Origin of the sequence: Caulobacter sp. DWP3-1-3b2 (assembly GCF_049896325.1) — a bacterium.
Taxonomy (GTDB): domain Bacteria; phylum Pseudomonadota; class Alphaproteobacteria; order Caulobacterales; family Caulobacteraceae; genus Caulobacter.
Genome location: NZ_JAFCUB010000002.1, coordinates 146,061 through 172,099, shown reverse-complemented (window position 1 = coordinate 172,099; position 26,039 = coordinate 146,061). Strand labels below are relative to the sequence as shown.

The following is a 26,039-nucleotide window of genomic DNA, read 5'->3' as shown; positions in this document are numbered from 1 at the left end:
GGTCGAGTGCGCTATGAGCGACGCAGTCCAGCCGGCCATCTCTCTCTCTGCGGTGATCAACCCGCCGCGTCCACGGCGCAGGGTCGCGCCGACCGCAAGGAACTCGCGTTCGTCGCGGTCGAGCGCACGCGCATGCCCATGGTGATTGCCGACGCGCGAAATGGCGACCATCCAATCGTCCTGGCCAACCAGGCGTTTCTGGACCTGACGGGCTAAGGGCCTGATGAGGTGGTCGGGCGCAATTGCCGATTTTTACAAAGGTGGGAAACCTCGAAAGGGGCCATTGCCGAGATTCGCGCGGCTGTTGGCGAGGGCCAGGAGTGCGACGTCGAGATTCTCAACGATCGCAAGGACGGATCGGCGTTCTGGAACCAGTTGCATCTGAGCCCGGTCCGCGATGAAACTGGACAGTTGCTGTACATTTTCGCCACCCAGCGCGATGTCACCGAGTCTCGCAAGATCCGCAGTCTGGAGGCCGCCGAGCACCGGCTGCTTCGGGAAGTCGATCACCGGGCAATGAACGCTCTGGCCATTGTTGAAGGCATCGTCCGGCTGACCCGAGCCGATAATCCGTCTCAGTATGCCGCCGCTATCCAGATCCGAGTGCAACCCCTCGCCAGGGCCCACGCGCTCTTGGGGCCAGAAGGTTGGCGCGATCTTCAAGTCGACGTGCTGCTGCGTGCATTGGTCGAGATGCAAGGTGGCCGGCGTATCACGTTGCAGCGGCCGCCGATCGAGGTCGGCGCGGCGCTGGTTCAGCCCTTGGCGATTGTTCTGCATGAAATGATCGCCAATGGGGCCCAGCATGGGGCTCTGTCGGCGCCGAATGGCGAGGTTCGCCTGGGGTGGTCGCAAGGTGGCGGTGGGGGTCTCGTCCTGACCTGAACGGAAATGGGCGGACCGCCACCGGCGGCCGCGCGCCCACGCGGGTTCGGCGCGACAATGATTTCGGCGATCATCGAGCGGCAACTGCGAGGCCAGGCGCTGCTGGAATGGCGGCCAGAAGGCCTGTCGGCGCGATTTGACCTTCTGCGGCGCAACCACGCGCGGGGCTTCACGCTTTCGGCGGCGAACGAGGACGGCGCGTCGCGAGGCTGAACACGACGGCTGTGTTTTGCTGGGACTCCGTGTCGGCAGGCCTCCAGCGAGCCAAGGTCGAGCTGAATCCTGATCATCGGTCGGTGGCTGTAGAGATGCGGCCCGCGATAGGTGGACACCTCTGACGCGCATGTCAGGCGGCTTTGGCGCTGATCAAATGATGATCTCGGACGGGCGCTTGCGCCGCGCAGATGTCGCGGATCACCAGAGCCGCAGCCAAGACCTTGGATCGGACGACGCCACTCGTGCGCCTCCGGCCTTGCGCATCCAAGGTCTCCCAGCGCCAGCCGTCGGCCCGCAGACGGATTGAAAACCGCACCATGCTTGATTGGTCGTTCATAGTTCCCGCCCTGCCGGAGAAGGATGCAAAAACGGCAGGTGGTCAGCGTGGTTGCCTAGGGCGGGTTGTCGACACATCGCCTGTGGCCCACGGCTCTGGCCATCGGTCGCGGCGCTGCGCCGCCGATCGTCGCAAGTGAGCGGAATTGGCGAGTCGCAGTTCCCGTGTTTCAAGACCTGCCACAGCGATCTGCGTTTTCGCTTAACGGTCCCACACGGGAGCCAAGCCCGTGCGGCCTGTAATTATGCGAAATGGAAAGACGAAACGGCCGGAACAAAATTTTTCCCTGGGCCTTATTGCTGGCGACCGGCGCGAAGGCGCGCCATTCTTTAGGGAGGCAAACATGTCTATTCTCGCATGGATCGTTCTTGGCCTTGTCGCCGGGTTCATCGCCAGCAAGATCGTGAATCGTTCGGGCGGAAGCCTAGTCCTCGACTTGGTTCTGGGCATCATCGGCGCCGTCGTCGGCGGCTTTCTGTTCAATCAGTTCGGTAGCGCCGGCGTTTCTGGCCTCAACCTCTACAGCCTGCTCGTCGCCACGATTGGCGCGGTGGTCGTTCTGGTGATCTACCACATGCTTTCGGGCCGCCGCGCGCTCTAGCACCGAGGTTCATCACGAACGCGAAAGCCCCCTGGCGACAGGGGGCTTTTTGCGTTTGGTCCCCCGCCGAAGGTCCATCAAATGAGGGTCACTGGACCCGAAAATTGGGCTTCGCGCAATGGGCAAAGGCGTTCCGTGGGCTAGCACGGAACAGCCTGACGCACTGGGATTGGGATTGCAGGCGAGCATTTCCATTGAAGGGGGTGTCCTGGCCCGCCTGCGACTGAACTTCACCATCGAGACGCAATCCTGATCGCCGTGCGATCTTCCGCCTGCCGAAGCTGGGCGCCCTTCAATCTTCTTGAGGCTCTGCAGAGTTCGGTGGGTATGGACGACCGACATGCCAGGGGCGTTCGCGGTGTCCGACTGCGGGGCGGGGAAGGGACAGCGGCCGCGCACATAGCTCGGGATTGGAACGGGCCAGGGGTAAAGAGCCTATCGGCGTCCCATGCGCCTTGGTTCGGCGCATGGGACGAAACGACGGTTCAGGAGACCTAGAACACCTTGCGAACCATGGGCTCGCGCGCCCAGATTCGCCCCGCCTGGGCCGCTGCGATGAAGTCGGCTACGGCCGCCTTGGGCAGGTTGATCAAACCGGCGTCGGCGTCCGGATTGGCCTCGGAGAGGCCGCCCTTGACGAACAGCGGCGCGGCTGACGGCAGGTAGGCGATCACCTTCAGATGGCCGAAAGCGTCACGCACGAAATTTACCGCCGTGGCCTCTAGCGCCAGAGCCGCCCCGCCTTCATCCGACGGCAGCAGGACCACGGCGTCGAACAGCATCGAGGGACCACCATCAACCCGGAAGTCGGCGGCAACGAGTTCGCCGCTCGCCGTCACCACGCCGGAGATCGTCGGTGCGACGATGGCCAGCTTCGCGCCAGCGGCCGCCACCGCTTGGCGGACTTCAGCCAGAATGGCGTCGTCCACGCCGTCGGTCACCAGGCAGCCGACCTTTCGACCGATCAAACCCGGCGCGGCCTTGGCCAGGATACTGAGGGCCGGGGAGAGCTCCATCTCGCTAGCGGGGATGGGCGCAGGCGCCGGCGTGATTTCGCCACGCAGGCCAAGACCGGTCGCGACGCGCAATGCCAGTGTTTCGTCGATATTGACCAGGCGCGACAGCATGGCTTCACGAACCGAGGCCAGATCGCATTTGCTCAGCTCGAAGATCAAGGCGGCGACGATATGGTTCCGTTCCGGCTCGGTCTGGCTGAAGAAGAACATCCGAGCCTGGGTGTAGTGGTCGGCGAAAGCGTCTGGACGCACACGCAACTGCTCGCCCGTCTCGAGCGCGGGGAAGGTCTTGTAGCCCGTCGCCTGGGATTCCCGCGCCACGTCCGCACCCATGTTGGAGGGCTCGTAGTTCACCTGACCCTTGGGGACGTTCATCTGCATGTGGCCGTCGCGCTGCAGATTGTGGAACGGACACTTGGGCTGGTTGATCGGGATCTGGTGGAAATTGGGTGAGCCCAGGCGCTTGAGCTGGGTGTCCTGGTAGGAGAACAGCCGGCCTTGCAGCAGCGGATCGTTGGTGAAGTCGATGCCGGGCACAACGTGCGAGGCGCAATAGGCGACCTGCTCGGTCTCCGCGAAGAAGTTGTCGGGGTTACGGTCAAGCACCATGCGACCGACGACGCGTAGCGGAATGACTTCCTCGGGAATGAGCTTGGTGGGGTCCAGGACGTCGAACGGGAGGGCGTCGGCCTGTTCCTGGGTGAAGGTCTGCAGGCAGAACTGCCATTCGGGGAAGTCGCCGGTGTCGATGGCCTCCCACAGGTCGCGGCGGTGGAAGTCGGGATCGGCGCCGTTGATCTTCACCGCTTCATCCCAGACGACGGACTGGGCATTGAGCTTGGGCCGCCAGTGGAACTTGACGAAGGTCGAGGCGCCGGCGGCGTTGACCAGCCGGAAGGTGTGAACACCGAAGCCCTCCATCATCCGGTAGGAGCGCGGGATGGTCCGATCCGACATGATCCACATGATCATGTGCATGCTCTCGGGCGTCAGGGAGATGTAGTCCCAGAAGGTGTCATGGGCCGTTTGGGCCTGCGGGAATTCCCGGTCGGGATCCTGCTTGGCTGCATGGATCAGGTCGGGAAACTTGATGGCGTCCTGGATAAAGAACACCGGGATATTGTTGCCGACGAGGTCGAAATTGCCCTGTTGAGTGTAAAACTTCACGGCAAAGCCGCGCACATCGCGGGCCAGGTCGGGCGAGCCCTTGTTTCCGGCCACCGTTGAGAACCGGGTGAACACCGGGGTTCGCTCGCCGGGCCGCTGCAGGAAGTCTGCGGACGTGATGTCGGACAGGTCCTCGAGACATTCGAAAAAGCCGTGAGCCGCCGAGCCGCGGGCATGGACAACGCGCTCGGGAATCCGCTCGTGGTCGAAGTGCATGATCTTTTCGCGCAGGATGAAGTCCTGCAGCAGCACCGGTCCGCGCGGGCCGACCTTCAGCGAATTCTGATTGTCGCTGATCGGCACGCCCTGATTGGTGGTCAACTGGCTGGCCGGGTCGCCGGCCTGCTGGTGCAGTTCGCCGCCCGGCGCGACCAGGGTTTCTCCGACGGAGCCATTTCGGTCCTGGGCGCCGTTCACGGAAGATTTCGCAGTGGTGTTGGAGGGGCACTTGGCCATGATGGGGTGTCCTTCGAGCCGCGTGGGCTCGCCGTGGAGGGAGGGGGGGGGCTGTCAGACGGGAACGGGGGGAACGGCCAGCAAAGCCATCAGCTCTGCCTTACGCGCGACGAGCTTGGCGCCCAGAGCGTCCAGGTCGATCGTGGTCTGGCGGACTTCGGGAAAGAGCTCCTCCTCCTCCTCCTTGACGTGGTGGCGGACCTGCTCGCCCAGCACCTTGACCTTGGCGTCGTAGAGGGGCTGTCCTGGCGCGCCGGCCTTGATCTGAGCGGTGAGGGTCTTGGCCCCCATGTGCTCGACGATGGCCTCATCGATCAGGTCGTTGTCGCCAGTCTCTTCGCGGGCTGTTGGGTAGAAGAGCTCTTCCTCGATCTGGGCGTGAACCTTGAGCGCCAGGCAGATCTTGTCGGCCAGCGCCTTCTTGGCCGTGTCGTCGGTGAGGGTCTCGTATTGGTCGAAATAGTCGTCCACGTCGCGGTGGTCGGCGATGAGCGGCGAAAGGGCGTCGGGTCGGCTGGTCTTGGGTGCGGCAGCGGCCTTGGTCGCCGCGCGTGTCGAAGTCTTCCTGGCTTTGGTCTTAGCCGTGCTGGCCATGAGAGGAATTCCAAACGGGGATGAAGCCTGATCAACCGACCCCGTGGCCCCTCGTTCCAGTCATCGCGGGCAGCAACGTTTTTCCGAGCGGCTTGCAGGACTCACCAGCGAGGAGGGTTTGCGCGTGCGCGCCACCGAAATGGCCGGCAACACCCAATTTCATGGCTGTCGACCAGTTTGGCTTGATTGAGGATCACGCCGGCCAGATCGGTCGGCCGGTCGTCCCATCGGTCTCAGCGGGCTCGGAGCTCATTTATCAAATGATACATTGGCGGCGCGCTGTGGAGACTGCTCGATATCGTCGTCAATGAACTGGCCGTCGTTGCGAGGACGCCCCACAATCCGCGCCACGGCCAGGTCCGTGGTTACATTGCCCAAGGTTCGGAAGATGTCGGGGACAGTCTCGACCGCCAGCAAGACCGGCAGGGCGTCGAGGGGCACGCCCATCGCCAGACAGACCGGGCCGATGGTCGCGAAGAATGAGACCTGAGCGGGCAGGCCGACGGCCGCAAGGCTCACCGCCGCGGCGACGAGAACGCCTATGCCCAGATTGGCTGGCGACAGACCGACGCCGTGAAGATGGGCCAGATAGATGGCCACGGCGATATTGGCCGCCGCGCTCGCGGCCCGGAAAATTGACACCGAAAGCGGCAAAACGACCTCTGCGGCCCCGGGTGAGGTTCGCAGAGCACGGGTCGCGGTGATCATCGCGGGCAGGCAGGCGAGCGAGGACTGCGTGCCCAGGGCCACGACCTGAACGGGCAGGGCCGCCTTGGCGAAGGTCATGGGAGAAATTCGCCCCACCAACGCCGCCAGGACATACGCCGCAAGGGTGATCGCCAGGCAGGCGGCGACCACGATCAGGACGTAATGAGCCAACGCGCCGGCCGCCCCCAGCCCCATCTTGGCCCCAACCCCGAAGCCGAGCGCCATCACGCCAAGCGGGCCGGCCAGCAGCACCCAGCGAACGATGACCAACATGGTCGCCACGACCGCCTCGAAGAAGGTCGTCAGCGATGTCCGCAGGTGGGTTTCGATCCGGCTCGCCGCGAACCCGAAGAAGAGGGCGAAGACGACCAAGGGGGCCATGCTCATCTCGGCTGCGGCCTTGACCGGGTTCGCGGGGATCACGCCCTTGAACCATGCCCCAGCTTCGGCCACGACGGGCGGAGCTGAGCCGGCCACTTGCAGGGCGCCGTTGCCCGCGGGGATCGGCGCCCAGGTCAGCGCCAGGGTCGTAAGCACCGCGCTCAGCGCGCAAGCCGCGACCAGCAAGACCACAAACCAGACCATCGCCCGGGCCGCGACGCCGCCCGCCGCGGCGCTGGACGTCGCCGAGCCGACCCCCGTGACAAGCAGGCTAAACACCAGGGGAACGACCGTCATCGTCAAGGCGTCGAGCCACAGCTGGCCCATGGGCGCGGCGATGGCCGAGAGCAGATCGAGCATCCCCGAAGAACGCCCGCTGAGCGCCGCGCCAGCCAGGAGCCCGACGACAAGCCCCAGGAGGATTCGCGTGGACAATGTGTTCCAACGTCTGGTGGTCAAACCTGGTCGCGGCGGGCTCATCGTCTGGCTCCTGTTGAGCAACGCAAACGACGATGAGGGACAATCGCTCCGCCGTGACGGCCGACTCGCGCTCGCGGAACAAGGCGCGAAGACAGGGGTTTGAGGAGGGCTTCGCGATCAAGCGGGCGTCAAACCAGCGGGAACCGGTGATGGACGAGCAAATGACGGGCGTGGCCAACCAGGGCCTGGGACGCCTTCAAGACGGGATTGGCGGCCTGACCGGCAACGACGAGCTCCAGGCCAAGGGCAAGCTCAAGGAAGCTGTTGGCTCGGTGCAGCAGGCGTTCGGCGAGGCCAAGAGCAGCGTCCAGGATGCGTTCGAAGACACGCTGGAAGGCGTGCGGGGCCAAGTTCACGAACAGCTCAATGCGGTTGAGACCTATGTGGTCTCCAAGCCGCTGCCTGCGGTGGCCATCGCCGGCGCCATCGGCATCGTCCTGGGGCTTCTCCTGCGCGGCCGCAGCAAGACCATCTATCTTCGCGACGCGCGCTGATATTTCGCAGCCAGCGATGATGAAGACGCCCTCGGAACGCGGTTCCGAGGGCGTTTTTCTAAGGGGCGACCACCAGCAGCAGGCGGTCGACGGTCTCGCGTCGCTCTGCGTCGCTGTCGGTCGGCGACGTAACCACGATCTTGCCGTCGTCCAGAGAGAACCCGGCCGCCACGCGCGAGAGACGTTTCGCGGCGGCCTGGGCGGCGGGGGCCGTCAGGGTCAAGGCCACGCCCTTGGGGACGGCTCGGACCTGACGCACACCCGTGGCACGGGCGATGGCCTGTAGACGCGCCCGAGATAGCAGCGTCGTGCCCTGGGTTGGGATCGTGCCGAGCGCGGGACGACGACGAAGCTCTGGCCTCGCCGCTTCTCGCGAAGCAGGGCGACATCATTTGATGTGGAGCCCCAGACCCTGTCGATTGTCGCGCCCAAGCGCTCGCCGCGCCATACTTCAGGCGTTTGCGCCTAAGCGCCTTGTCGCATTTCAGACATGGGAAGCCTCTAACTTCGCGGCAGGAACACCTGTCCGCGCGAGAGGTTGGAGCCGGGCAGGAGGAACTTCCCCATGTGCGATAAGACCATTGCCCGCGTCTTGGAAAGCGATGCGCCTCTGACCGCCACCGTCCACCAGCGCGACATCGCCCACGAGGTCGCCAAGGAACACGGCTGGAACAACGCCGCCCTGGTCGGCCGTACGGTGACGATCAATCGGCCGCGCGCTGAGCTCTACGCCTTCTGGCGCGATTTCCGGAACCTGGCCCTGTTCATGGAGAACGTCGAGAGCGTCACGCCAAGCGACGGTGAGCGCTCGCACTGGGTCGTCAAGGCGCCGGCCGGCAAGGCGGTGGAGTGGGACTCGATCCTGACCGAAGAGGTCGAGAACGAGGTCCTGGCCTGGGAATCGGCCGAGGGGGCCGACATCAAGAACGCTGGCCGGATCGAGTTTTGCGACGGCCCGCCCGGACGAGGGACCGAGGTCACCGCGACCATCGTCTACGAACCCCCGGCGGCGACCTTGGAAAGCTGATCGCGAAGCTCTTCCAGAAAGGGCCGAAAATGCAGGCCCGCCGCGAGCTTCGCCGCTTCAAGCAGTTGATGGAGACCGGCGAGATCTCGACCACCAAATCCCCGGACGCCGCGCCGCAAGGCTGACCCAAACCTCACATTGATGGAGACGCCCACGTCGCCTGAGCTTTGGCCCTGTCGCCGAACCTGGGCTACCGCAAACGCGGAACAAGTGCTCTGATCCGCAGTTGCTTTGGCGACGGCGTCCTCTGGCGCGAACGCTTCGCTGACCTCAGAACTCTGTTGAAGGAAATTGAGCCAGGACCGACGTCGCCCTGAAGCCCGGCACGCAGGACATCGTGGCCGACGAGGTGTTTCCACATGCGCAGGAGACGCTTTGGAAGGCACTCACGACAGGTGACCTGATTGCCCGCTGGCTGATGGAGCCCACCGGCGTGGCGTGGATTGGAAAGTTTCGGAGTTCGTTCTGATCCACAGCCTGGTCGGCCAAACCCGGCACATTCCCCTGGGGCGACGGAAGCTTGCCTGATGCCCCAAAGGACATCGCTCTTCGGACTGAACCGATCGCCAGCTGGCGAATTGTCTAGCCGTATCCCCCTCTTGATTTGCACTGTCCCGGAGCTTCGCGCTCCGGGACTTTTTCGTTCAGACGACCAGGCGCTGGCCCGGTCCCCTGGCGAGTAGCGCCGCGACATGGCTCAACGCCTCGCGCAGCACAGATTGCTTGGCCGGGCCGCCCAGCGAGATGCGCAGGCCGTTGGCGTGGTCTGGCGTAGTGGCGAAGGCCTCGGCGGCGACCAGCGACAGGCTTTGGGCGGCCCCTTGGGCATGCACCCGTCCCGCATGCCAGCCCGGGGGCAGGTCGAGCCACACATGAATAGACTCCGCCGCGCCCCTCGCGGTCGGCAGGATTTCGCCGGCTAGGGCCCGCCGCGCGCGAGCCTCGAGACGGACCGCCGAAAGGACGCGCTCGGCGGCGCCGTCGCGGATCCAGCGCACGGCCACCGCCGTGGTCAAGGGCGAGCCCATCAAGGCCGTGGCGCGCAGGCGCGATGTGATCCGCTCGGCCATCCCGCTGGACGGCGCGACCACGAACGCCGTCCGTAAACCCGGAGACAGCGTCTTGGACAATGTCGCCACATGGAAGGCCAGATCCGGCGCAAGCGTGGTCAGGGCCGGAAGCGGAGCGTCGAACAGGCGGCTATAAGGATCGTCCTCGATCAGCCAGACGCGGTGTGCGCTGGCGATCGCGGCGACCTCGCGGCGTCGGGCCAGGCCCATCGTCGTGGCGACCGGGTTCTGGGTCGTCGGCACCACATAGATCGCCGCAGGCCGCTGCTCGCCGCAAAGTCTGTCCAGCGCCTCGGGCACGAAGCCCTGGTCATCGACCGAACAGGCCAGCAAGCGAAGGTCCAAGGTCTCGGCCAGGGCGAGCAGGCCGGGATAGGTCAGCGGCTCGACGACCAGACTCTGGCCGCGGCCGGCGATCGTCAGCAGGAGAGCGGTGAGGGCGGCCTGGGCGCCGGGGCAGACCATGATGCGGTCCAGGGCGATCTCGCCCATGACGGGGGCGAGCCAGGCCGCGCCGGCCGCGCGCTGACCCGGCGTGCCGGGTCCAGCGTGATAGGCCATCAGGGTGGCGAAGTCGGTGCGATCCAGGATGGCGGCGGTGGTCTCCTTCAACAGCGCGGCCAGCGACAGGCCGGTCGGCGGCGGCGGAAGGTTCATGCTCAGATCCACTACCCCCGCGTCATCGTCGCCGACCCGGCGGCGCACGAAGGTGCCGCGTCCGACAGCCCCCTCCACCAGGCCCTTGGCCCGGGCCGCGCCATAGGCGCGGGTTACCGTCGTGAAGTCGATGCCGAGTTGAGCGGCGACGGCGCGCTGTGGGGGAAGTTGGTCGCCTGGTTGCAACTCTCCCCCCCGGATCGCGGTTTCAAGAGCCTGGACCAGCGCCAGATAGATCGGCAGGCCGCCGCGTGGCTCGATACGCCCTAGCCAGCCGGTGATGGGAAGGTCGCGGGTCACGGTTGTGTATCCATGACGAAATACATACATTCTAATCATAATGTATGCAATCCGCTTCACTTTGTATGTAAGGCCCGGCGATGACTCCCGTCCTCAATTCTCCATCGAGCCTGAAGGCGGGTTTGCTCTGCCGGTGTCCGCGCTGCGGTGAAGGGCGGCTCTACAGCGGGTTCCTGACGCTGGCTAAGGCCTGCGATCGCTGCGGCCAGGACTTCGCCTTCGCAGAACCCGCCGACGGCCCGGCCTTCTTCGTCATGACCGGCGTCGGCATATTGGTGATAGCCGTCTGGGCCTGGAGCGTCGTGGCTTTCCAGCCGCCGATCTGGGTTCAGTTCGCGACGGTTTTCCCCGCGCTGCTGGTGGGTTGCCTGGGCACGCTACGGCCGGTGAAGGCCTGGCTGGTCGCCGAGCAATATATTCACAAGGCCAGCGAGGGCGGCGCTTCGAGTGTCCAGAGCCGACCGGAGTAACGGGGAGCGCCGCCTGGTTTCAAGATCACCAGTTGAACAGTGCGCCGTCTTCGAGGCGGTTCACCGGCAGGCTGGCGGGGCGGTAAGGTGCTGGGCGGCCAAGGCCTCGTCGATATCGACGCCATGGCCCGGCGCTTCGCCAGGGTGAAGTTCGCCATCCTTGAAGGAGTAGGCGGGGAATGAGCCCGCCCTTTTTCCGTTTTGCCCGATGGCGCGCGAACTCTACTTTGGCCAGAACAAGAATCTGACCGCGCACGGAGCAATCAGGCGTGACGACCACGATCTACGGGATCAAGGCCTGCGACACGATGAAGAAGGCGCGCGACTGGCTGGACGGTCACGGCGTGGCCTACGGATTCCACGACTACAAGGCCGCCGGTGTCGATCCCGCCAGCCTGGAGGTCTGGGCCAAGGCCGTGGGCTGGGAGGCCCTGCTCAACCGCGCCGGCACGACCTTCCGCAAGCTGCCCGAGGCCGACAAGCAGGACCTGGACGAGACCAGGGCCATCGCCCTGATGTTGGCCCAACCGTCGATGATCAAGCGTCCGGTGCTCGACTTTCGGGGCCGACTCCTGGTTGGGTTCAGGCCCGATCAATACCAGGAGGCGATGGGCTGATGGACGCCCGCATCGATCTCGTCATCTTCGACTTCGACGGCACCCTGGCCGACAGCACCGCGTGGGCGATGCGCGCGGTGCGGCCGCTGGCCGAGCGGTTCAAGTTCAAGGCCGTGACCGAAGACGAGATCGCCATGCTGCGAGGCCGCTCCAGCCGCGAGATCATCGCCTATCTGGGCCTGCCGCTCTGGAAGGTTCCGCTGGTCGCCGCCCAAGGCAAGAAGATGATGGCGGCCGAGGCCCATTCCATACCGCTGTTCTCCGGCACCGGCGACTTGCTGCGCGGCCTGTCGGCGGCGGGGCGGAGGCTGGCGATCGTCAGCTCCAATTCCGAGGCGACCATTCGTTCTATCCTCGGGCCCGACCTGGCCGTCCTGGTCAATCACTTTGGCTGCGGCGCGGCGATCTTCGGCAAGGCCGCCAAGTTCAGGTCCGTGGTCAAGGCCTCGGGCGTCGCCAAGGACCGCGTGCTATGCATCGGCGACGAGACTCGCGACATCGAGGCGGCCCGCGAGGCGGGTCTGGCCTGCGGAGCCGTGGAATGGGGCTACGCCACCCGGCGGGCCCTGGCCGACCACGCACCGACCATGATGTTTTCGGCCATGGATGAAATTATTTCCAAGGTCGCCGCATCCAATCAGGGCCTCGGCGCCGACTAGAGCATTTTTCGAGCGAAGTGGTTCCGGTTCGCGTGAAGAAAAATGCGTCAAAACAAAAGATTAGAGCTCACGGCCTGACGCAGTCAGGACGGGAAAATGCTCTAGCCTTCAGAACGTGGTGCGGAGGGTCGCACCGATTTGGAGATGCGGCGGGCGGCCAGATGCTGGTGCGTCGCTAGCTTACGAAAGTTTCATGTGGCTGGGCGCCTCCAAACGCCATGGCTGAGGTCTCTTCCCTACAGAGGTCGGAAGCGTCACGCTCCCGCCAACAGAAACAGGGGAATGAATCATGGATGCGGGTGTTCTGGTTCCAGTCGGCTTCTTCGCGATGATTGCCGCCATTGCGATCGTCCCGAACTGGCTGCGGATGCGCGAGCGTCAGGAAATGCAGGCGACGGTTCGCGCCGCGATCGAGAAGGGGCAGCCCTTGCCGCCCGAACTGATCGAGGCCCTGTCGAAAGACGTCAGGGTTCGCAAGAGCTCCTCGGCCCAACGCGATCTGCGGATCGGCGTCATCCTGATCGCGGTGGCCGGGGGTATCGCTCTGACGGGCGTCGCGCTGGGCGGCATCAACGACAACGCCATGTTCGGCACCGTGAGCGGGGCCGCCGTGCCCGGCATGGTCGGCTTGGCCTTCATCCTTCTCAGCTTCTTCAACCCCAACAAGCGTCCTCCGGAAGTTTGACGGCGAACGCGGGGAAGAGGGGACAGATCTGATGGGCATCGGGCGCCCACCCACCGGCCACGATATCGAGCTGGCCGCCTTGGCGGCGGCGGGAGATCGGATGGCCTTCGGCGAGCTGGTGCGTCGCCACGGCTCGGCCGTGCGGGGCCTGCTGCGCCGGCTGGGCGCGGACTCCGCCACGGCTGACGACATCGCCCAGGACGCTTTCCTGGTCGGGTTCGAGCAGATCGCCGACTATCGCGGCGAGGGGTCCTTTGGCGGGTGGATCAAGAAGACCGCCGCCCGGCTCTATCTGCGCCGGGTCAAGCGGGACTCGCGGTTCGTGCTGACCGAGACCGCCGAGGACTCCGCGCCGATCGCGTTGGACGGCCCCGGGGCGACGGCCGACCGTATGGATCTGGACGAGGCGCTCAAGATCCTGTCGCACGCCGAGCGCCTGTGCGTATCCCTCTGCTACGGAGCCGATTGGTCGCACACCGAGGCCGCAGAGCTCTTGAATATCCCCCTGGGGACGGTCAAATCCCATGTCAAACGTGGTCTGGATAAACTCAGGACCCGAATGGCGCCGCCATCGGGACGCGTCTCGAACGACTCCGCGAGGAGGGAAAACCTTGGCTGACCTCGATTTCGAAACCCAACTTTCGCGGCTCTATGGCCAGCCGCCCGTGTTCCGCGATTCCGAACAGTTCACCCAGCGCGTCACCGACAAGCTGGATCGTGGCTGGGCCCTGCGCCGCGCGGTGATCGGCGCGACTGGCGTTGTCGCCGGTTTGGCGGTGGCCGTGCAGTTGATCGGTAGCCGTTTCGCCGAGGAGTTCTCAAACGTCTCGCGCGACGGCGCTCAGCAGCTCGACCTGGGCCTGGGCAAGGTGGTGGCCCGCTACGACCAGTTCTTCTCGATGGGCAGCACCGAGGCCATCTGGCTGGCGGCGGTGCTGGCGGCCCTGGCGCTGGCCTTCGTGGTGACCCGGCTGGTAGACGAGGTTTAAACCCGCCTTTTTCATCGATCATGTTGCGGTGCGGAACGATCTGGCGGAAAACGGCGCACGCTTTTTCCAGGAGGGCTCACCTTGTCCGCTCATCGTGAAGAAAAGATCCGTCGCCTGGCGGCCCCTGACATCACCGCCCGCAAGGGGGGCGAGCCTCTGGTTTGCCTGACGGCCTACACCGCGCCGGTGGCCGCTGCCTTGGACGACGCCTGCGACGTGCTGCTGGTGGGCGACTCGCTGGGCATGGTGGTGCACGGCCTGCCCAACACCGTTGGCGTCACCATGGAAATGATGATCCTGCACGGCCAGGCGGTGATGCGTGGCTCACGCAAGGCGATGGTGGTCGTCGACATGCCCTTCGGCTCGTACGAGGGCCCGCCCGAAGAGGCCTATGCCAACGCCGTGCGGCTGATGAAGGAAACCGGCTGCCAGGCGGTGAAGGTCGAGAGTGGCCCTACGGTGCCCGAGACCATCGCCTATCTGGTGCGGCGCGGGATCCCGGTCATGGGCCATGTCGGCCTGCGCCCGCAGGCGGTGCTGGTCGATGGCGGCTTCAAGGCCAAGGGCAAGGACGAGGCCGGCCGGGCCGTCGTGCTCGAAGAGGCTCGCGCCACCGCCGAAGCCGGGGCCTTCGCCGTGGTCGTCGAGGGCGTCGCCGAAAACCTGGCTCGCGAGATCACCGCCGCCATCGCCCCACCGACCATCGGCATCGGGGCCTCGGCGGGGTGCGACGGCCAGATCCTGGTCACCGACGACATGCTGGGCCTGTTCGACTGGACGCCGAAGTTCGTGCGGCGCTACGCCGACCTGAAGAACCAGATCCAGCAGGCCGCCGCCGACTACGCGCGCGACGTCAAGGCCCGCACCTTCCCGGGCGAGGCCGAGACTTACTACGCCAAGAAGGGCTAGGGCCGCTTGTCTCGTTGAGGCCGCTCCGCCCCGTTGCGGCTGACCCAGACACGCTATAGGTTCGCCGCCTCGGCGAGCCCGTTCGCCTTTGGTTTTCATCTATGGCGTCAATCTCGGAGCAATCCGGCGTTGCCGCCACCGGGCGCAGTTCTCGCCCCTATCGGAGCCTCGTTCGTGGTCGATGTGTTTGACGAGGTCGAAGAGCAACTGCGCTCCGACCGCTACAAGTCCCTCGCGCTGAAGTCGCTGCCTTGGCTGGGCGTGCTGGCGGCCGTGGCGATTCTCGCCGTCGGCGCCTGGTGGGGCTGGACCCATTATCAGGAGGGCCAGATCGCCAAGGCTTCAGAAGCCTACCAGGCGGCGTTGGAGAGCGAGCAAAAGATCGGCCCGGTCAAGGCGTTCCCGGCCTTCGAGGCGATCTCCAAGACCGGCCCGGCCGTTTACAAGACCCTGGCCCTGATCGAGATGGGCGGGGCGCGCCTTGAAGAGAACAAGACCCCCGAAGCGGTGGTCTATTTCGACCAGGCGGCCAAGCTTGCGCCCAATCCCATCCTGGCCGACCTGGCCGGCCTCAATTCCGCCTTGGCGCTCCTCGACACGGCTTCCTACAAGGATGTCGAGGCGAGGCTGACCCCGTTGATGGGCGAGAAGAGTCCCTATCGCGTTCAGGCGAAGGAAGCGCTGGCGTTCGCCAAGCTGCAGGCTGGTGATCTGGCCGGCGCACGGGCTGACTTCAGCGTGCTTTCCAACTCGCTGGACAACCCGTCGGACGAGGTCCGCCAGCGCGCCCAGGGCGCGATCGCGATGATCGATTCCGGTTCGGCCAAGAATCTCGCCGCCGTCGTCAAGGCCGCCAAGGCCTTGCCGCCGTCGGCCCTGCAGGCGCCGCCCGCCGGCCTTCCCGCCGCCCTCAATTCCGCCCAATGAGCCGCCGCACCATGACTTCAAAGCGTTCCCTGCTTCTCGCCGCGCTGCTGACGACTGCGGTGTCGGTCGCCGGCTGCTCGACGATCTCCAAGATCAATCCGTTCGACAAGAAGGAGGCCAACAAGACCCTGGCCACCCAAGGTCAACGGATTTCGGTCATCGCCTTCGACCAGAAGGTCGAGCCGGCCGAAGCGCTGAAGGGCTCCGATTTCTTCCTGCCCGAAGCAAAGGTGCAGGCCGACTGGCCCCTGCCGGGCGGCAACGCCGAGCAGTCGGTCGAACACGTGGCCGCCGCGGCCAATTTCGACATTGCCTGGCGCAAGGGTTTTGGCCAGAAGGCCAACAGGAAATTCCACGTCACCGCGCCGCCCGTGGCCGCCGACGGCAAGATCTTCGTGATGGACGGCGAGGCCACCGTCGTGGCCATGGACGCCCGCAGCGGCGCGACCGTCTGGCGCAAGGACCTACGTCCCGCCAAGGCGCCGGGCAAGAAGCGCGGCATGTTCGGCTTCGGCGGCTCGGGCGATCGCACCGGCTTTGGCGGCGGCGTCGCCTATGCCGGCGGGAAGCTCTACGTCTCGTCCGGCTTCCGCTTCGTGGCCCAACTGGACGCCGCGAGCGGCGCCGAGGGCTGGCGCCAGGAAACCAGCACTCCCGTCCACTCGGCGCCGACCGTCTCTGACGGCCGGGTGTTCGTTACCTCGACCGACAACGAGCTCCTGACCTTCAATGCCGCCGACGGCGCGCCGGGCTGGACCTATCAAGCCCTGATCGAACCGGCGCGGATCCTGTCCGCCTCGAGCCCGGCGGTCAGCGGCGACACCGTCGTGGCTGGCTTCGCCTCGGGCGAACTGGTGGCCCTGCGCACGACCAACGGCAACGACCTGTGGAGCGAGGCGCTCAGCCGCGCCAGCCGCACCAACGCCCTGTCGGAAATCCGCGACATCGCCGGTCGTCCGGTGATCTTCAAGGGCGACGTCTTCGCCGTCAGCCATTCGGGCGTCTTCGCCGCCACCGACCTTCGCACCGGCCAAGCCCGCTGGACCCTACCCGTAACCGCCATTACCACCCCTTGGGCGGCCGGCGACGTGGTCTTCGTGGTCGACAAGGCCGGACAGGTGATCTGCGTGTCGCGGGAAGCCGGTCAAGTCTATTGGATCCGCGACCTCAACAACACCGACAAGCTGTCCAAGCGGCAAAAGAAGAAGCGCGCCAAGCATCCGCTACTGTGGTCGACGCCGATCCTCGCGTCGGGCCGCCTGATCACCGTGTCGAGCGAGGGCGAGGCCGTGGCGTTGAACCCCAAGACCGGCGAGACGCTGAAGACCCTGAAGATCGGCCAATCGGTGCTGCTGGGTCCGATCGCCATGGGCGACGCCGTCTATCTGGCGACCGACGAAGCCAATCTGATCGCTATCCGCTAGACGTTTCGGGCGTCGCCCGAAGCCACAATTCAAGCTGCGCGAACCCGGGCTGGTGCTTACCAGTCCGGGTTTGTCGCTTTTGTCCCCGAAATCGACTAATCACACTCCATGCCTTTGAAACTCGCCATCGTCGGCCGCCCCAATGTGGGCAAGTCGACCCTGTTCAACCGTCTGGCCGGCCGCAAGCTGGCCCTGGTCGATGACCAGCCCGGCGTCACCCGCGACCGCCGGTTCGCCCACGGACGCCTCGGCGACCTGGACCTCGAGCTGATCGACACCGCCGGCTTCGAGGATGTCACCGACGAGAGCCTGGAGGCGCGGATGCGCGCCCAGACCGAGCTGGCGATCGACGAGGCCGACGTCTCTCTGCTGGTGTTCGACGCCCGCGAGGGCCTGACGCCGCTGGACAAGACCTTCGCCGAGATCCTGCGCAAGCGGAACAAGCCGGTGCTGGTCGCGGCCAACAAGTCCGAGGGCAAGGCCGGCGACCACGGCGCGGCCGAGGCCAACAGCCTGGGCCTGGGCGAGCCGATCCAGATCTCGGGCGAGCATGGCGAAGGCATGGCCGAGCTCTATGCCGCCCTGATCGCCATCGCCCCCGAGGAACTGCAGGGCGAGCACGAGGAACTGGGCGACGACAAGCCGATCAAGATCGCCATCGTCGGCCGTCCCAACGCCGGCAAGTCGACCCTCATCAACCGCCTGATCGGCGAGCAGCGGCTGTTGACCGGCCCCGAGGCCGGGATCACCCGTGACTCCATCTCGGTGGATTGGGACTGGGGCGGCCGCAAGGTCCGTCTCGTCGACACCGCCGGCCTGCGCAAGAAGGCCAAGGTCAACGAGAAGCTGGAAAAGCTCTCGACCGGCGACACCATCCGCTCGATCACCTTCGCCGAGGTCGTCCTGCTGATCATGGACGCCACCCACCCCTTCGAGACCCAGGACCTGCAGATCGCCGACCTGGCCGAGCGGGAAGGGCGCTGCGTCGTCTTCGTGCTGGCCAAGTGGGATCTGGTCGAGGACCAGGCCGCCACTCTGAAGGGCTTCGTCGAACACGCCGAACGCATGCTGCCACAGCTGCGCGGCACGCCGGTGGTGGCCCTGTCGGGCGAGACCGGCAAGGGCGTCGAAAAGCTGATGCCGGCCGTGCTGAAGAGCCACAAGGATTGGTCGACCAAGGTCAAGACCCGCGACCTCAACGACTGGCTGCAGATGGCCATGCAGCGTCACCCGCCGCCCAGCGTCGGCGGCAAGCGGATCAAGCCGAAATACATGGCCCAGATCAAGGCGCGCCCGCCCACCTTTGTGCTGTTCTCCAGCCGCGCCGACCAGATGCCCGAACAGTATCGGCGCTATCTGATCAACAGCCTGCGCGAAAGCTTCGACCTGCCCGGCGTGCCGCTGCGCATCACCATCAAGTCAGGGGCCAATCCCTACGCCGAGGGCGAGGCCAAGGGCCACTCCGGCAAGGGCAAGCGCGAGTTCGAACGCAAAGAGCGCGAGGCCGAACGCATCAAGGCGTCGCGCAACACCGTCAAGAAGTCGGTCCGCCTGGCCGAGGCTGCGGCGGCCGCGGCCGGCGTCGAGTTCGAGCCTGGCCATCAGGAGGCCACCCCGACCAAAGCGGCCGTCCGGATCGCCAGGAAGGCTGGCCCCACCGTGACCAGAACCGCCAAGCCAATCGTTCCGACCAAGGCCGCGCCTGCGGTCGAGCCCGGCAAGGCGGCGGTCAAGTCGGTCAAGAAGCTGGGCCCCAAGGCCCAAAAGAAGTCCGAGACCCCGAGCTACAAGGTTGGCTTCAAGGCGGCTGGCGGCAAGGCGGCGGGTCCGCGCCGTCCGGTGGCCGGTTCGCGCACTGTGCGGGGCAACAAGGCGCCGCCCAAGGGGCGCTAAAATCGTTTCTCGATCGCCGATCGCGATCGACTTCAGGTGGCGCTTCCCCTGACAGCTTGGCTATAGTTGCCGTGTCAGGGGGAGTGGTTACATGTTTCTTGCCGCCGCAGGGTTCGCCGCCGCGCTGAACCAGGCCGACGCCGTCGCTGGCGCGGCGCCGATCGCCGAGCTTTCCAGCCGTATCTGCAGCGCGCCGACGCCGCCGCAAACCATCCGGCCCACCTTGCCGCCTATTCCGAAACTGCCGTCCTGCGTTAATGAGGCCAAGGGCACGCACACCTGTCGGAAAGGCGAACTCGATCGCTACAATGCCAGCATGAAGGTCCGAAACCGCGCGATGGACGAATTCATCGGCGCGGTGAACGGCTATACGGGCCTGCTCAACCAGTACACCCTGGCGGCCAACGAATACGCCCGGTGCGAGATCAGCGAGATCCGCAAGGCCGATGAATAGAGGCGATCACGAAGCGCGTCAGCAACCTCTCAGACGATTGTGCATCGCCGTCGCGGCGATCGACGCCTCGCCCTGGGCCGTGGTGATCTGGTTTAGGCCGCGCACCATATCTCCAGCCGCGTAAAGGCCGGGGATCGAGGTTTGCTGGTGTTCATCGACTACCAGCCGTCCCGACTCGTCGTGGTGGGCGCCGATCGCCAAGGCCAGGCCCGTACGCGGCGTGATACCCAAGGCGGTGTAGAGGGCGTCGAACTCCAGACGAACGCTGTCGGAGAAGCAGAGGGCGCGTGGGCGGTCGATCTGCAGTTCGACGCTCTCGATCGGGGTTTCGACGATCGTGATGTCCGCGCGCGCCAACCGATCACGCTCGTCCGCCGTCAGGGCGTCAGGCGCGCCCGCATGGATCAGGGTAAGTTGGTCGGCATAGGTTTGAAGGAACAAGGCCTCCCGCGCGCCCAAGCCGTCGCCGCCGATCACGCCCACGCGCTTGCCGATCACTTCGAAGCCGTCGCAGATGGGGCAGGTGCGCAGCAAGGTTTGGCGCACGGCGCGTTCGACGCCAGGCAGGGCCGGCTCGTTGTCCTCGACGCCGCATGCCAGCAGGACGGTGGGCGACAGCACGGTTTCGCCGTCAATCGACAGGCTGAAGCCTTCGCCGGTCGATGAGAGGGCGTCCACGGTCCCCGACCGGATCTGCGCCCCGTAACGCACAGCATGCCGGCGTTGCAACTCCAGCAAATCCAGGCCGGAAACGCCTTCGGGAAAGCCCGGATGATTGTGGGTCTCGGGGATCCAGGCGGCCCGGCTGTCGCCGCCATCGATGACCAGGACCTGGCGGCGGAACCGAGCCATGTAGAGCGCTGCGGTCAGGCCAGCCGGACCCGCCCCGACGATCACGGCGTCATATGAGGTCTGGCTCATGGGTGGGCGACGGACAGCGAAGGGCAATTCGTCATTGCGAGTCTCCAGCGCCCATAGACGCGCAAGCCCCTCCTGAGGTTGCGTGAAGGGTCTCGCAAAGTGCGCCTTATCCGATGCTGGCCGATTCCTGACCGCGCGCCTTGAACACCACGACGCCCCTGGGCGGCTCCCGGTCGGCGCGAGCCAGCTCGACGATCAGCGGCGCGAGGGTGTCGGGGGCCGGCACGCTAAGTGGATCCTCGCCGGGGAAGGCGCCGGCCCGCATGCGGGTGCGCATGGCGCCCGGATCGACGCAGAGGGCGCGGACCGTGGTGTTCTCCATTTCGTCGTTGTAGCAGCCGACAATGGCCTCAAGTCCGGCCTTGGACGCCGCGTAGCCGCCCCAGAAGGCGCGGTGGCTCTTGGCGACGCTGCTGGTGATGAAGATCGCGCGGCCGGCGTCGGCGCGGCGCAACAAGGGGTCCATGGCCCGGATCAGCCGCCAGTTGGCGGTCAGGTTGGTGGCCATGATCATGTCCCAGCCCTTGGGGTCCAGATGGCCCACGGGCGTCAGGGCGCCCAGCACCCCGGCGGCGCCGACCAGGATGTCCAGCTTGCCGAAGCGCGCTTGAAGGGCCGCGGCCAGCTGGTCCAGGCCATCGGCCTCGCGCAGGTCCAGCGGGACTAGCGTGGCGTGTTCGCCGGTGGCGGCGAAGATCGTGTCGTCCAGGGCTTCCAACGCGCCCTGGGTGCGGCCCAGGGCGATGACATGGGCGCCGGCCTTGGCCAGGCCGACGGCGATGGCTTCGCCGATGCCGCGCGTGGCGCCGGTGACGAGGGCGATGCGGCCGGCCAGCGGCGTTGCGGAGTCGGACTTCATGAGCGGGTTCTAGTGGCTAAGGCGACGGATTGGAACCGCTGTCAGGCCTCGTCCGCCGGTCGCGCGCCATAGTGCTGGGCGATGACCGAGCAGGCCATCAGCTGGATCTGGTGGAAGATCATCAGCGGCAGCACCAGTATACCGGCCGTGGCGCCGGGAAACAGGATGCCGGCCATCGGAACGCCACTGGCCAGGCTTTTCTTGGAGCCGCAAAACACGATGGCCACTTCGTCAGCCTTGGAAAAGCCCAGGGCCCTGGCGCCGAACACCGTGGCGGCCATGACGATGGCCAGAAGCACCGCGCAGACGGCCAGCAGCAGAAACAGCTCTGGGATCGACACGATTTTCCAGATGCCGCCAACCACCGCCGCGCTGAAGGCCGAATAGACGACCAGCAGGATCGAACCGCGATCCACCTTGCCGACGATGGCCTTGTGCCGTTCGATCCACGGGCCCACCCACGGTCGCAGCAGTTGGCCGATCACGAACGGCAACAGCAGTTGCACGACGATCGATACGATGGAGTCCAGCCCGCCGCCGGTGTCCCCGTGGGCATGGATCAGCAAGGCCACCAGCACCGGCGTCAGGAATATGCCCAACAGGTTCGAGGCCGAGGCGGCGCAGACGGCGGCGGCCACATTGCCCCGGCCGATCGAGGTGAAGGCGATCGACGACTGCACGGTCGAGGGCAGGCAGCACAGGAATAGCATGCCGGTCGACAGGGTGGGGGACAGCACGCCCGACCTGGCGATCAACAGGCCCAGAAGCGGGAACAGCACGAAGGTGAAGGCCAGGATCAGCAGGTGCAGCCGCCAGTGGGTCATGCCCGCCACCACAGCCTCGCGCGACAGCTTGGCGCCGTGCAGGAAGAACAGCAGGGCGATGGCGATCTTGACGATCCAGCCGAGGATCACGGCCAATTCGCCGCGCACCGGAATGATCGAGGCCAGGATCACCATGCTGACCAGCAGCAGGATGTAGGGGTCGATCTTCAGCTTGGCGAGGAGGTCTTTGAACAAGCGCAGCATCCTAGCGGCGACGCCCCGCGTCCTTCGAGGCCGCTGCGCGGCGCCTCAGGATGAGGCATTCAAGATTTGGCTCAACGTTCCTCGTCCTGAGGTGCGAGCCATCGGCGAGCCTTGAAGGACGCAGGGCCTAGGCGCTGACCAGAAGCGACAACTGACGATCAACCTGGTCGTTGCGGCCCTCGGCGATCTCGCGGTCGGTCAGGCGCGTGGGATAGTCGCCGGTGAAATAGTGGTCGGTGAACTGCGGGCGGGCGGGGTCACGAGGACCGGCCTCCAGCGCTTGATAAAGGCCATCGACCGACAGGAAGCCGAGGCTGTCCACTTCCAGGAACCGGGCCATCTCTTCCAGCGACTTGTTGGCCGCCAGCAGTTGGTCGCGCTCGGGCATGTCGATGCCATAGAAGTCAGGCCACTTGATCGGCGGGCTGGCCGAGCGGAGGTGGACCTCCTTTGCGCCGGCCTCGCGGACCATGCGGACGATCTTCAGCGAGGTCGTGCCGCGCACGATCGAGTCGTCGATCAGGATCACGCGCTTGCCTTCCAGCACGGCGCGGTTGGGGCTGTGCTTCATGCGCACGCCCAGTTCGCGCACGCCCTGGGTGGGCTGGATGAAGGTGCGGCCCACATAGTGGTTGCGGATGATGCCCAAGTCGAATGGCAATCCGCTCTGCTGGGCGTAGCCGATGGCGGCGGGCACGCCGCTGTCGGGCACCGGCACCACGACGTCGGCCTCGATGCCGGTCTCGATGGCCAGGCGCTGGCCCATGCGCTTGCGCACGTCATAGACCGAGCGACCGTTGACCACGCTGTCGGGGCGGGCGAAATAGACATATTCGAACACGCAGGGGCGAGCTGGCAGGCTGTTGAACGGCTTGGTCGACTTCACCCCGGTCTCGGAGATGACCACCATCTCGCCGTGCTCGACGTCGCGCACGAAACGGGCGCCGATCATGTCGAGGGCGCAGGTCTCGGAGGCCAGAACCGGCTTGCCGTCGAGATCGCCCAGGACCAGCGGGCGGATGCCCAGCGGGTCGCGCACGCCGATCATCTTCTTGTTGGTGATGGCGACCAGAGCATAACCGCCCTCGATCTGGGCGACGGCGTCGATGAAGCGATCCACGATGCGAGCCTTCCGCGAGCGGGCGATCAGGTGGAGGATCACCTCGCTATCGCTGGTCGACTGGAAGATGGCGCCTTCCTGCACCAGCCGCTCGCGCAGGGTCAGGAAGTTGGTCAGGTTGCCGTTGTGGGCGATGGCCACGCCGCCGGTCTCGAGATCGGCGAACATTGGCTGGACATTGCGGATGCCGCTGCCGCCGGCCGTGGAATAGCGGGTATGGCCGATGGCCATACTTCCTGGCAGACGCTCCACCAGGTCATTGCCAGTAAAGGCGTCGCCCACATGGCCCATATGCCGTTCGGTGTGGAAGCGCTGGCCGTCGAAGGCGGCGATGCCGCAGGCTTCCTGGCCGCGATGCTGCAGGGCGTGCAGTCCCAGGGCGGTGATGGCGGCGGCGTCGCGAACGCCATAGACGCCAAAAACCCCGCATTCGAGACGCAGGGTGTCGTCTTCCGGGTCACGCCAAGGGGCGGAGGAAAAGCGGTCGGTCGACTGGCCGAAAGACGTCATCGCGATTTCTCCACCAGCTCGTCGACGGAGCGACGCTGGGTTCTATCATAGCCTGGTTCGCCCGGCTTGGGTTCGGACGGTTTGTCGCTGGCGCCATCATGGACGGCGTCCTCGATGGCGGGCGCCAGTTTTCCGGCAAGGCCGGCGCCCTTGGGGGCAAAGACCTTCAGCACCTTGGCGCTGGCCGTAGATAGGGGGTAGAGCGCCGATTTCGAGACCCAGGCGGGAATGCGGTCGGGCGGGGTGGCCATGTTGAACACCAGATTGAACACCCCCAGCACCACCAGGCCCCGGATCAGGCCGAACGCCATGCCCATCAGCCGGTCCAGCGTTCCCAGCGCGCCGTCGGCATGCAGCGTCCGGCTGATCGAGGCGCCCAGTAGCCGCAGCAGGATGAAGGCGATGACGAAGGTGACCAGGATGGCGGCCGCCGTGGCCGCCCAGTCGGGGTCCATCAGGCCACGAAACAGCGGTCCGGTGATCCGCAGCCCCAGCAGGGCGACCAGGGCGGCGATAATGAACGACAGGGCCGAGGTCAGCTCGCGGGAGGCGCCGCGCGCGAAGCCCACGATGGCCGAGACCAGCAGGATCAGGCCGAAGATGATGTCGAAAGGCGTCACGTCAGCTGGCCCCAGATTTCGTCGCCGATCCGCCGCACCGCGTCGGCCAGTCGCGACACGCCGGCCACCGGCAGGGCGCCGCCGCCTTCGGGCAGGCCCGACAACGGACCCAGGGCTCGACCAAAGCCGAGTTTCGCGGCTTCTTTCAAACGCGTCTCCATACGGCTCACGGGCCGCACCTCACCGGAAAGACTGACCTCGCCGAACACGACGCAGTCCTGCGGCAGGGCGATGTCCAGGGCCGAGGAGGCCAGGGCCGCCGCCGCCGCCAGGTCCGCCGCGGGCTCGGTGATCCGCAAGCCCCCGGCGACGTTCAGATAGACGTCCTTGTTGCCAAAACCAAGGCCGCATCGGCTTTCTAGCACGGCCAGCACCATGGCCAGGCGCCCGGAATCCCATCCGACCACCGCGCGTCGCGGTGTTCCGTACGCGGAGGGCGCGACCAGGGCCTGGAACTCCACCAACACGGGTCGCGAGCCCTCGATGCCGGCGAATACCGCCGCCCCCGCCGCCCGCTCGCCGCCCTCGTTGAGGAACAGGGCCGAGGGGTTTTTGACCTCGCGCAGGCCCGAATCGCCCATCTCGAACACGCCGATCTCGTCGGTGGCCCCGAACCGGTTCTTGGCCCCGCGCAGGATGCGGAACGGATAGCCGCGCTCGCCCTCGAAGCTGAGCACCGCGTCGACCAGATGCTCGACCACGCGCGGCCCGGCGATCTGGCCGTCCTTGGTGACGTGGCCGACCAGCAGGATGGCCACGCCCTTCTTCTTGGCCAGGCGCACCAGTTCCTGGGCGCAGGCCCGCACCTGGGTCACCGTGCCGGGACCGGCCTCGTGGGCGTCGCTCCACATGGTCTGGATCGAGTCGATGACCACCAGGTCGAAATTGTCGCGCTTCAGTCCGTCGAGGATGTCACGCAGGCTGCTCTCGGCGGCGAGCTTCACATCGGCATGGGCCAGGCCCATGCGCTCGGCGCGGCCCCGGATCTGGGCCACGGCCTCTTCGCCGGAGATATAGGCGCAGGACGCGCCGCGCATCGAGGCCTTGGCCACCACCTCCAGCAACAGGGTGGACTTCCCCACTCCGGGGTCGCCGCCGATCAGGATGGCCGAGCCCGGCACCACGCCGCCGCCGCACACCCTGTCGAATTCGTCGACCCCGGTGATGATGCGGGGTGGGGCGGGGGTGTCGCTTTCCAGGCCGGTGAACTGCAAACCGCGCGCGCGGCTGGCCTTGGTGACCGACAAGGCCCCTGGGGCGCGAGCGCCGGTTTCCTCAACCAGGGTGTTCCAGCCCTGACAGGCCGAGCATTGCCCCGACCACTTGGTCGTGACCGCGCCGCAGGACTGGCAGGCATAGACGGCGCCGTCTCGGGCCATGGGGTCTCCTGATTCGCGCGTGACTGGAGACTACAGGGTGCCGGGGCGATGCGCCAAAGCCGGACGTGGCATTCTGCGCCGGTGTCACGGACCAATGTTCTCAGCGACGCAAGGCCGATGGCGCATAGGGCTCACCCTCCCCAAAACTCTCTTCATCCCGGCGAAGGCCGGGATCCAAGCCGAATC

At 66.1% G+C, this 26,039-nt stretch carries 30 protein-coding genes and 1 pseudogene; 18 read left to right on the top strand and 13 right to left on the bottom strand.

Annotation, left to right across the window (positions count from 1 at the left end):
- Positions 1–6: 6 nt before the first annotated feature.
- The 3 genes from ACP7AG_RS02260 to ACP7AG_RS02250 are packed head-to-tail and all read left to right on the top strand — an operon-like array spanning position 7 to position 1,098.
- Positions 7–216, top strand: a complete 210-nt coding sequence (locus ACP7AG_RS02260) for a hypothetical protein (RefSeq protein ID WP_426011364.1) — start codon at positions 7–9, stop codon at positions 214–216.
- Positions 217–228: 12 nt separating this feature from the next.
- Positions 229–885, top strand: coding sequence for a PAS domain-containing protein (locus ACP7AG_RS02255; protein WP_426029645.1), 657 nt, complete (start codon positions 229–231; stop codon positions 883–885).
- A 57-nt stretch (positions 886–942) separates the two neighbouring features.
- Positions 943–1,098 carry a hypothetical protein gene (locus ACP7AG_RS02250; RefSeq protein WP_426029644.1) on the top strand — a complete coding sequence of 52 codons (156 nt, stop codon included), beginning with the start codon at positions 943–945 and terminating at the stop codon, positions 1,096–1,098.
- 133 nt (positions 1,099–1,231) lie between these two features.
- Here the strand turns inward: ACP7AG_RS02250 and ACP7AG_RS02245 are convergent, their stop codons facing one another.
- Positions 1,232–1,438, bottom strand: a complete 207-nt coding sequence (locus tag ACP7AG_RS02245; RefSeq protein WP_426029643.1) for a hypothetical protein — start codon at positions 1,436–1,438, stop codon at positions 1,232–1,234.
- A 343-nt stretch (positions 1,439–1,781) separates the two neighbouring features.
- On the opposite strand from ACP7AG_RS02245, the gene ACP7AG_RS02240 reads away from it, so the two are divergent.
- Positions 1,782–2,039 (top strand): GlsB/YeaQ/YmgE family stress response membrane protein, encoded by a 258-nt coding sequence (locus tag ACP7AG_RS02240; RefSeq protein ID WP_426011367.1) that lies wholly within the window; start codon positions 1,782–1,784, stop codon positions 2,037–2,039.
- A gap of 494 nt (positions 2,040–2,533) precedes the next feature.
- Here the strand turns inward: ACP7AG_RS02240 and ACP7AG_RS02235 are convergent, their stop codons facing one another.
- The 3 genes from ACP7AG_RS02235 to ACP7AG_RS02225 all read right to left on the bottom strand — a co-directional run bounded on the left by ACP7AG_RS02235 (position 2,534) and on the right by ACP7AG_RS02225 (position 6,841).
- A complete protein-coding gene (locus tag ACP7AG_RS02235) occupies positions 2,534–4,678 on the bottom strand; it encodes a catalase (protein WP_426029642.1) in 2,145 nt (714 codons plus the stop codon).
- 54 nt (positions 4,679–4,732) lie between these two features.
- Positions 4,733–5,272 carry a hemerythrin domain-containing protein gene (locus ACP7AG_RS02230; protein WP_426029641.1) on the bottom strand — a complete coding sequence of 180 codons (540 nt, stop codon included), beginning with the start codon at positions 5,270–5,272 and terminating at the stop codon, positions 4,733–4,735.
- Between the two features lie 249 nt (positions 5,273–5,521).
- Positions 5,522–6,841, bottom strand: a complete 1,320-nt coding sequence (locus ACP7AG_RS02225; protein ID WP_426029640.1) for a dicarboxylate/amino acid:cation symporter — start codon at positions 6,839–6,841, stop codon at positions 5,522–5,524.
- Here ACP7AG_RS02225 and ACP7AG_RS02220 point away from each other — a divergent pair.
- On the top strand, positions 6,789–6,944 hold the full coding sequence (locus ACP7AG_RS02220) for a hypothetical protein (RefSeq protein ID WP_426029689.1): 156 nt from the start codon (positions 6,789–6,791) through the stop codon (positions 6,942–6,944). The two genes, ACP7AG_RS02225 and ACP7AG_RS02220, sit on opposite strands and share 53 nt — an antisense overlap.
- A gap of 46 nt (positions 6,945–6,990) precedes the next feature.
- Positions 6,991–7,335 (top strand): CsbD family protein, encoded by a 345-nt coding sequence (locus ACP7AG_RS02215; protein ID WP_426011371.1) that lies wholly within the window; start codon positions 6,991–6,993, stop codon positions 7,333–7,335.
- A gap of 58 nt (positions 7,336–7,393) precedes the next feature.
- Here the strand turns inward: ACP7AG_RS02215 and ACP7AG_RS02210 are convergent, their stop codons facing one another.
- The gene (locus ACP7AG_RS02210) at positions 7,394–7,558 is read right to left on the bottom strand and encodes a hypothetical protein (RefSeq protein WP_426029639.1); all 165 of its coding nucleotides are present in this window, start codon (positions 7,556–7,558) and stop codon (positions 7,394–7,396) included.
- Positions 7,559–7,900: 342 nt separating this feature from the next.
- Here ACP7AG_RS02210 and ACP7AG_RS02205 point away from each other — a divergent pair, with 342 nt between their 5' ends.
- Positions 7,901–8,362 carry an SRPBCC family protein gene (locus tag ACP7AG_RS02205; protein ID WP_426029638.1) on the top strand — a complete coding sequence of 154 codons (462 nt, stop codon included), beginning with the start codon at positions 7,901–7,903 and terminating at the stop codon, positions 8,360–8,362.
- A gap of 644 nt (positions 8,363–9,006) precedes the next feature.
- On the opposite strand, the gene ACP7AG_RS02200 is transcribed toward ACP7AG_RS02205, so the two are convergent.
- Positions 9,007–10,389 (bottom strand): PLP-dependent aminotransferase family protein, encoded by a 1,383-nt coding sequence (locus ACP7AG_RS02200; protein ID WP_426029637.1) that lies wholly within the window; start codon positions 10,387–10,389, stop codon positions 9,007–9,009.
- Between the two features lie 80 nt (positions 10,390–10,469).
- On the opposite strand from ACP7AG_RS02200, the gene ACP7AG_RS02195 reads away from it, so the two are divergent.
- On the top strand, positions 10,470–10,859 hold the full coding sequence (locus ACP7AG_RS02195; RefSeq protein ID WP_426011374.1) for a DUF983 domain-containing protein: 390 nt from the start codon (positions 10,470–10,472) through the stop codon (positions 10,857–10,859).
- A 25-nt stretch (positions 10,860–10,884) separates the two neighbouring features.
- Here the strand turns inward: ACP7AG_RS02195 and ACP7AG_RS02190 are convergent.
- Positions 10,885–11,039: pseudogene (locus ACP7AG_RS02190) on the bottom strand (bifunctional D-altronate/D-mannonate dehydratase); the annotation flags it as partial.
- Positions 11,040–11,128: 89 nt separating this feature from the next.
- Here ACP7AG_RS02190 and ACP7AG_RS02185 point away from each other — a divergent pair.
- The 10 genes from ACP7AG_RS02185 (at position 11,129) to ACP7AG_RS02140 (ending at position 19,416) form a co-directional block, all read left to right on the top strand.
- Positions 11,129–11,476, top strand: a complete 348-nt coding sequence (locus ACP7AG_RS02185; RefSeq protein ID WP_426029636.1) for an ArsC family reductase — start codon at positions 11,129–11,131, stop codon at positions 11,474–11,476.
- A complete protein-coding gene (locus ACP7AG_RS02180) occupies positions 11,476–12,135 on the top strand; it encodes an HAD hydrolase-like protein (RefSeq protein WP_426029635.1) in 660 nt (219 codons plus the stop codon). The genes ACP7AG_RS02185 and ACP7AG_RS02180 overlap by 1 nt, the downstream gene beginning before the upstream one ends.
- 289 nt (positions 12,136–12,424) lie before the next feature.
- Positions 12,425–12,820, top strand: a complete 396-nt coding sequence (locus tag ACP7AG_RS02175; protein WP_426029634.1) for a DUF6249 domain-containing protein — start codon at positions 12,425–12,427, stop codon at positions 12,818–12,820.
- A 31-nt stretch (positions 12,821–12,851) separates the two neighbouring features.
- Positions 12,852–13,439, top strand: a complete 588-nt coding sequence (locus ACP7AG_RS02170; protein WP_426029633.1) for an RNA polymerase sigma factor — start codon at positions 12,852–12,854, stop codon at positions 13,437–13,439.
- Positions 13,432–13,809, top strand: coding sequence for a hypothetical protein (locus ACP7AG_RS02165; RefSeq protein WP_426029632.1), 378 nt, complete (start codon positions 13,432–13,434; stop codon positions 13,807–13,809). Before ACP7AG_RS02170 ends, ACP7AG_RS02165 begins: the two co-directional genes overlap by 8 nt.
- A gap of 81 nt (positions 13,810–13,890) precedes the next feature.
- The gene (panB, locus tag ACP7AG_RS02160; RefSeq protein WP_426011380.1) at positions 13,891–14,718 is read left to right on the top strand and encodes a 3-methyl-2-oxobutanoate hydroxymethyltransferase; all 828 of its coding nucleotides are present in this window, start codon (positions 13,891–13,893) and stop codon (positions 14,716–14,718) included.
- Positions 14,719–14,892: 174 nt separating this feature from the next.
- Positions 14,893–15,645, top strand: coding sequence for a tetratricopeptide repeat protein (locus ACP7AG_RS02155; RefSeq protein WP_426029631.1), 753 nt, complete (start codon positions 14,893–14,895; stop codon positions 15,643–15,645).
- An 11-nt stretch (positions 15,646–15,656) separates the two neighbouring features.
- Entirely contained in the window at positions 15,657–17,069 is a 1,413-nt protein-coding gene (locus ACP7AG_RS02150) for a PQQ-binding-like beta-propeller repeat protein (protein ID WP_426029630.1), read from the top strand.
- A gap of 108 nt (positions 17,070–17,177) precedes the next feature.
- Entirely contained in the window at positions 17,178–18,962 is a 1,785-nt protein-coding gene (gene der / locus ACP7AG_RS02145) for a ribosome biogenesis GTPase Der (protein ID WP_426011383.1), read from the top strand.
- Positions 18,963–19,053: 91 nt separating this feature from the next.
- The gene (locus ACP7AG_RS02140) at positions 19,054–19,416 is read left to right on the top strand and encodes a hypothetical protein (protein ID WP_426029629.1); all 363 of its coding nucleotides are present in this window, start codon (positions 19,054–19,056) and stop codon (positions 19,414–19,416) included.
- Between the two features lie 18 nt (positions 19,417–19,434).
- On the opposite strand, the gene ACP7AG_RS02135 is transcribed toward ACP7AG_RS02140, so the two are convergent.
- From ACP7AG_RS02135 to radA, 6 genes are all read right to left on the bottom strand, one after another.
- Positions 19,435–20,337: an NAD(P)/FAD-dependent oxidoreductase gene (locus tag ACP7AG_RS02135; protein ID WP_426029628.1), complete on the bottom strand. Its 903-nt coding sequence runs from the start codon at positions 20,335–20,337 to the stop codon at positions 19,435–19,437.
- A 106-nt stretch (positions 20,338–20,443) separates the two neighbouring features.
- Positions 20,444–21,196 carry an SDR family NAD(P)-dependent oxidoreductase gene (locus ACP7AG_RS02130; protein WP_426029627.1) on the bottom strand — a complete coding sequence of 251 codons (753 nt, stop codon included), beginning with the start codon at positions 21,194–21,196 and terminating at the stop codon, positions 20,444–20,446.
- 41 nt (positions 21,197–21,237) lie between these two features.
- The gene (locus ACP7AG_RS02125) at positions 21,238–22,224 is read right to left on the bottom strand and encodes a bile acid:sodium symporter family protein (RefSeq protein ID WP_426029626.1); all 987 of its coding nucleotides are present in this window, start codon (positions 22,222–22,224) and stop codon (positions 21,238–21,240) included.
- A 127-nt stretch (positions 22,225–22,351) separates the two neighbouring features.
- Complete coding sequence (gene purF / locus ACP7AG_RS02120) at positions 22,352–23,854, bottom strand: amidophosphoribosyltransferase (RefSeq protein ID WP_426011388.1); 1,503 nt, start codon at positions 23,852–23,854, stop codon at positions 22,352–22,354.
- A complete protein-coding gene (locus ACP7AG_RS02115) occupies positions 23,851–24,474 on the bottom strand; it encodes a CvpA family protein (protein WP_426011389.1) in 624 nt (207 codons plus the stop codon). The genes purF and ACP7AG_RS02115 overlap by 4 nt, the downstream gene beginning before the upstream one ends.
- Positions 24,471–25,853: a DNA repair protein RadA gene (gene radA / locus ACP7AG_RS02110; RefSeq protein WP_426011390.1), complete on the bottom strand. Its 1,383-nt coding sequence runs from the start codon at positions 25,851–25,853 to the stop codon at positions 24,471–24,473. The genes ACP7AG_RS02115 and radA overlap by 4 nt, the downstream gene beginning before the upstream one ends.
- Positions 25,854–26,039 lie beyond the last annotated feature (186 nt).

What these genes read in the sequence shown, in the direction of transcription:
- ACP7AG_RS02225 (WP_426029640.1), bottom strand. Translation starts at nt 6,841, where the DNA reads ATGAGCCCGCCGCGACCAGGTTTGACCACCAGACGTTGGAACACATTG.
- purF (WP_426011388.1), bottom strand. Translation starts at nt 23,854, where the DNA reads ATGACGTCTTTCGGCCAGTCGACCGACCGCTTTTCCTCCGCCCCTTGG.
- ACP7AG_RS02245 (WP_426029643.1), bottom strand. Translation starts at nt 1,438, where the DNA reads ATGAACGACCAATCAAGCATGGTGCGGTTTTCAATCCGTCTGCGGGCC.
- ACP7AG_RS02230 (WP_426029641.1), bottom strand. Translation starts at nt 5,272, where the DNA reads ATGGCCAGCACGGCTAAGACCAAAGCCAGGAAGACTTCGACACGCGCG.
- ACP7AG_RS02180 (WP_426029635.1), top strand. Translation starts at nt 11,476, where the DNA reads ATGGACGCCCGCATCGATCTCGTCATCTTCGACTTCGACGGCACCCTG.
- ACP7AG_RS02250 (WP_426029644.1), top strand. Translation starts at nt 943, where the DNA reads ATGATTTCGGCGATCATCGAGCGGCAACTGCGAGGCCAGGCGCTGCTG.
- ACP7AG_RS02170 (WP_426029633.1), top strand. Translation starts at nt 12,852, where the DNA reads ATGGGCATCGGGCGCCCACCCACCGGCCACGATATCGAGCTGGCCGCC.
- ACP7AG_RS02140 (WP_426029629.1), top strand. Translation starts at nt 19,054, where the DNA reads ATGTTTCTTGCCGCCGCAGGGTTCGCCGCCGCGCTGAACCAGGCCGAC.
- ACP7AG_RS02195 (WP_426011374.1), top strand. Translation starts at nt 10,470, where the DNA reads ATGACTCCCGTCCTCAATTCTCCATCGAGCCTGAAGGCGGGTTTGCTC.
- ACP7AG_RS02135 (WP_426029628.1), bottom strand. Translation starts at nt 20,337, where the DNA reads ATGAGCCAGACCTCATATGACGCCGTGATCGTCGGGGCGGGTCCGGCT.
- der (WP_426011383.1), top strand. Translation starts at nt 17,178, where the DNA reads ATGCCTTTGAAACTCGCCATCGTCGGCCGCCCCAATGTGGGCAAGTCG.
- ACP7AG_RS02150 (WP_426029630.1), top strand. Translation starts at nt 15,657, where the DNA reads ATGACTTCAAAGCGTTCCCTGCTTCTCGCCGCGCTGCTGACGACTGCG.
- ACP7AG_RS02130 (WP_426029627.1), bottom strand. Translation starts at nt 21,196, where the DNA reads ATGAAGTCCGACTCCGCAACGCCGCTGGCCGGCCGCATCGCCCTCGTC.
- ACP7AG_RS02175 (WP_426029634.1), top strand. Translation starts at nt 12,425, where the DNA reads ATGGATGCGGGTGTTCTGGTTCCAGTCGGCTTCTTCGCGATGATTGCC.
- ACP7AG_RS02235 (WP_426029642.1), bottom strand. Translation starts at nt 4,678, where the DNA reads ATGGCCAAGTGCCCCTCCAACACCACTGCGAAATCTTCCGTGAACGGC.
- ACP7AG_RS02125 (WP_426029626.1), bottom strand. Translation starts at nt 22,224, where the DNA reads ATGCTGCGCTTGTTCAAAGACCTCCTCGCCAAGCTGAAGATCGACCCC.
- ACP7AG_RS02215 (WP_426011371.1), top strand. Translation starts at nt 6,991, where the DNA reads ATGGACGAGCAAATGACGGGCGTGGCCAACCAGGGCCTGGGACGCCTT.
- radA (WP_426011390.1), bottom strand. Translation starts at nt 25,853, where the DNA reads ATGGCCCGAGACGGCGCCGTCTATGCCTGCCAGTCCTGCGGCGCGGTC.
- ACP7AG_RS02205 (WP_426029638.1), top strand. Translation starts at nt 7,901, where the DNA reads ATGTGCGATAAGACCATTGCCCGCGTCTTGGAAAGCGATGCGCCTCTG.
- ACP7AG_RS02240 (WP_426011367.1), top strand. Translation starts at nt 1,782, where the DNA reads ATGTCTATTCTCGCATGGATCGTTCTTGGCCTTGTCGCCGGGTTCATC.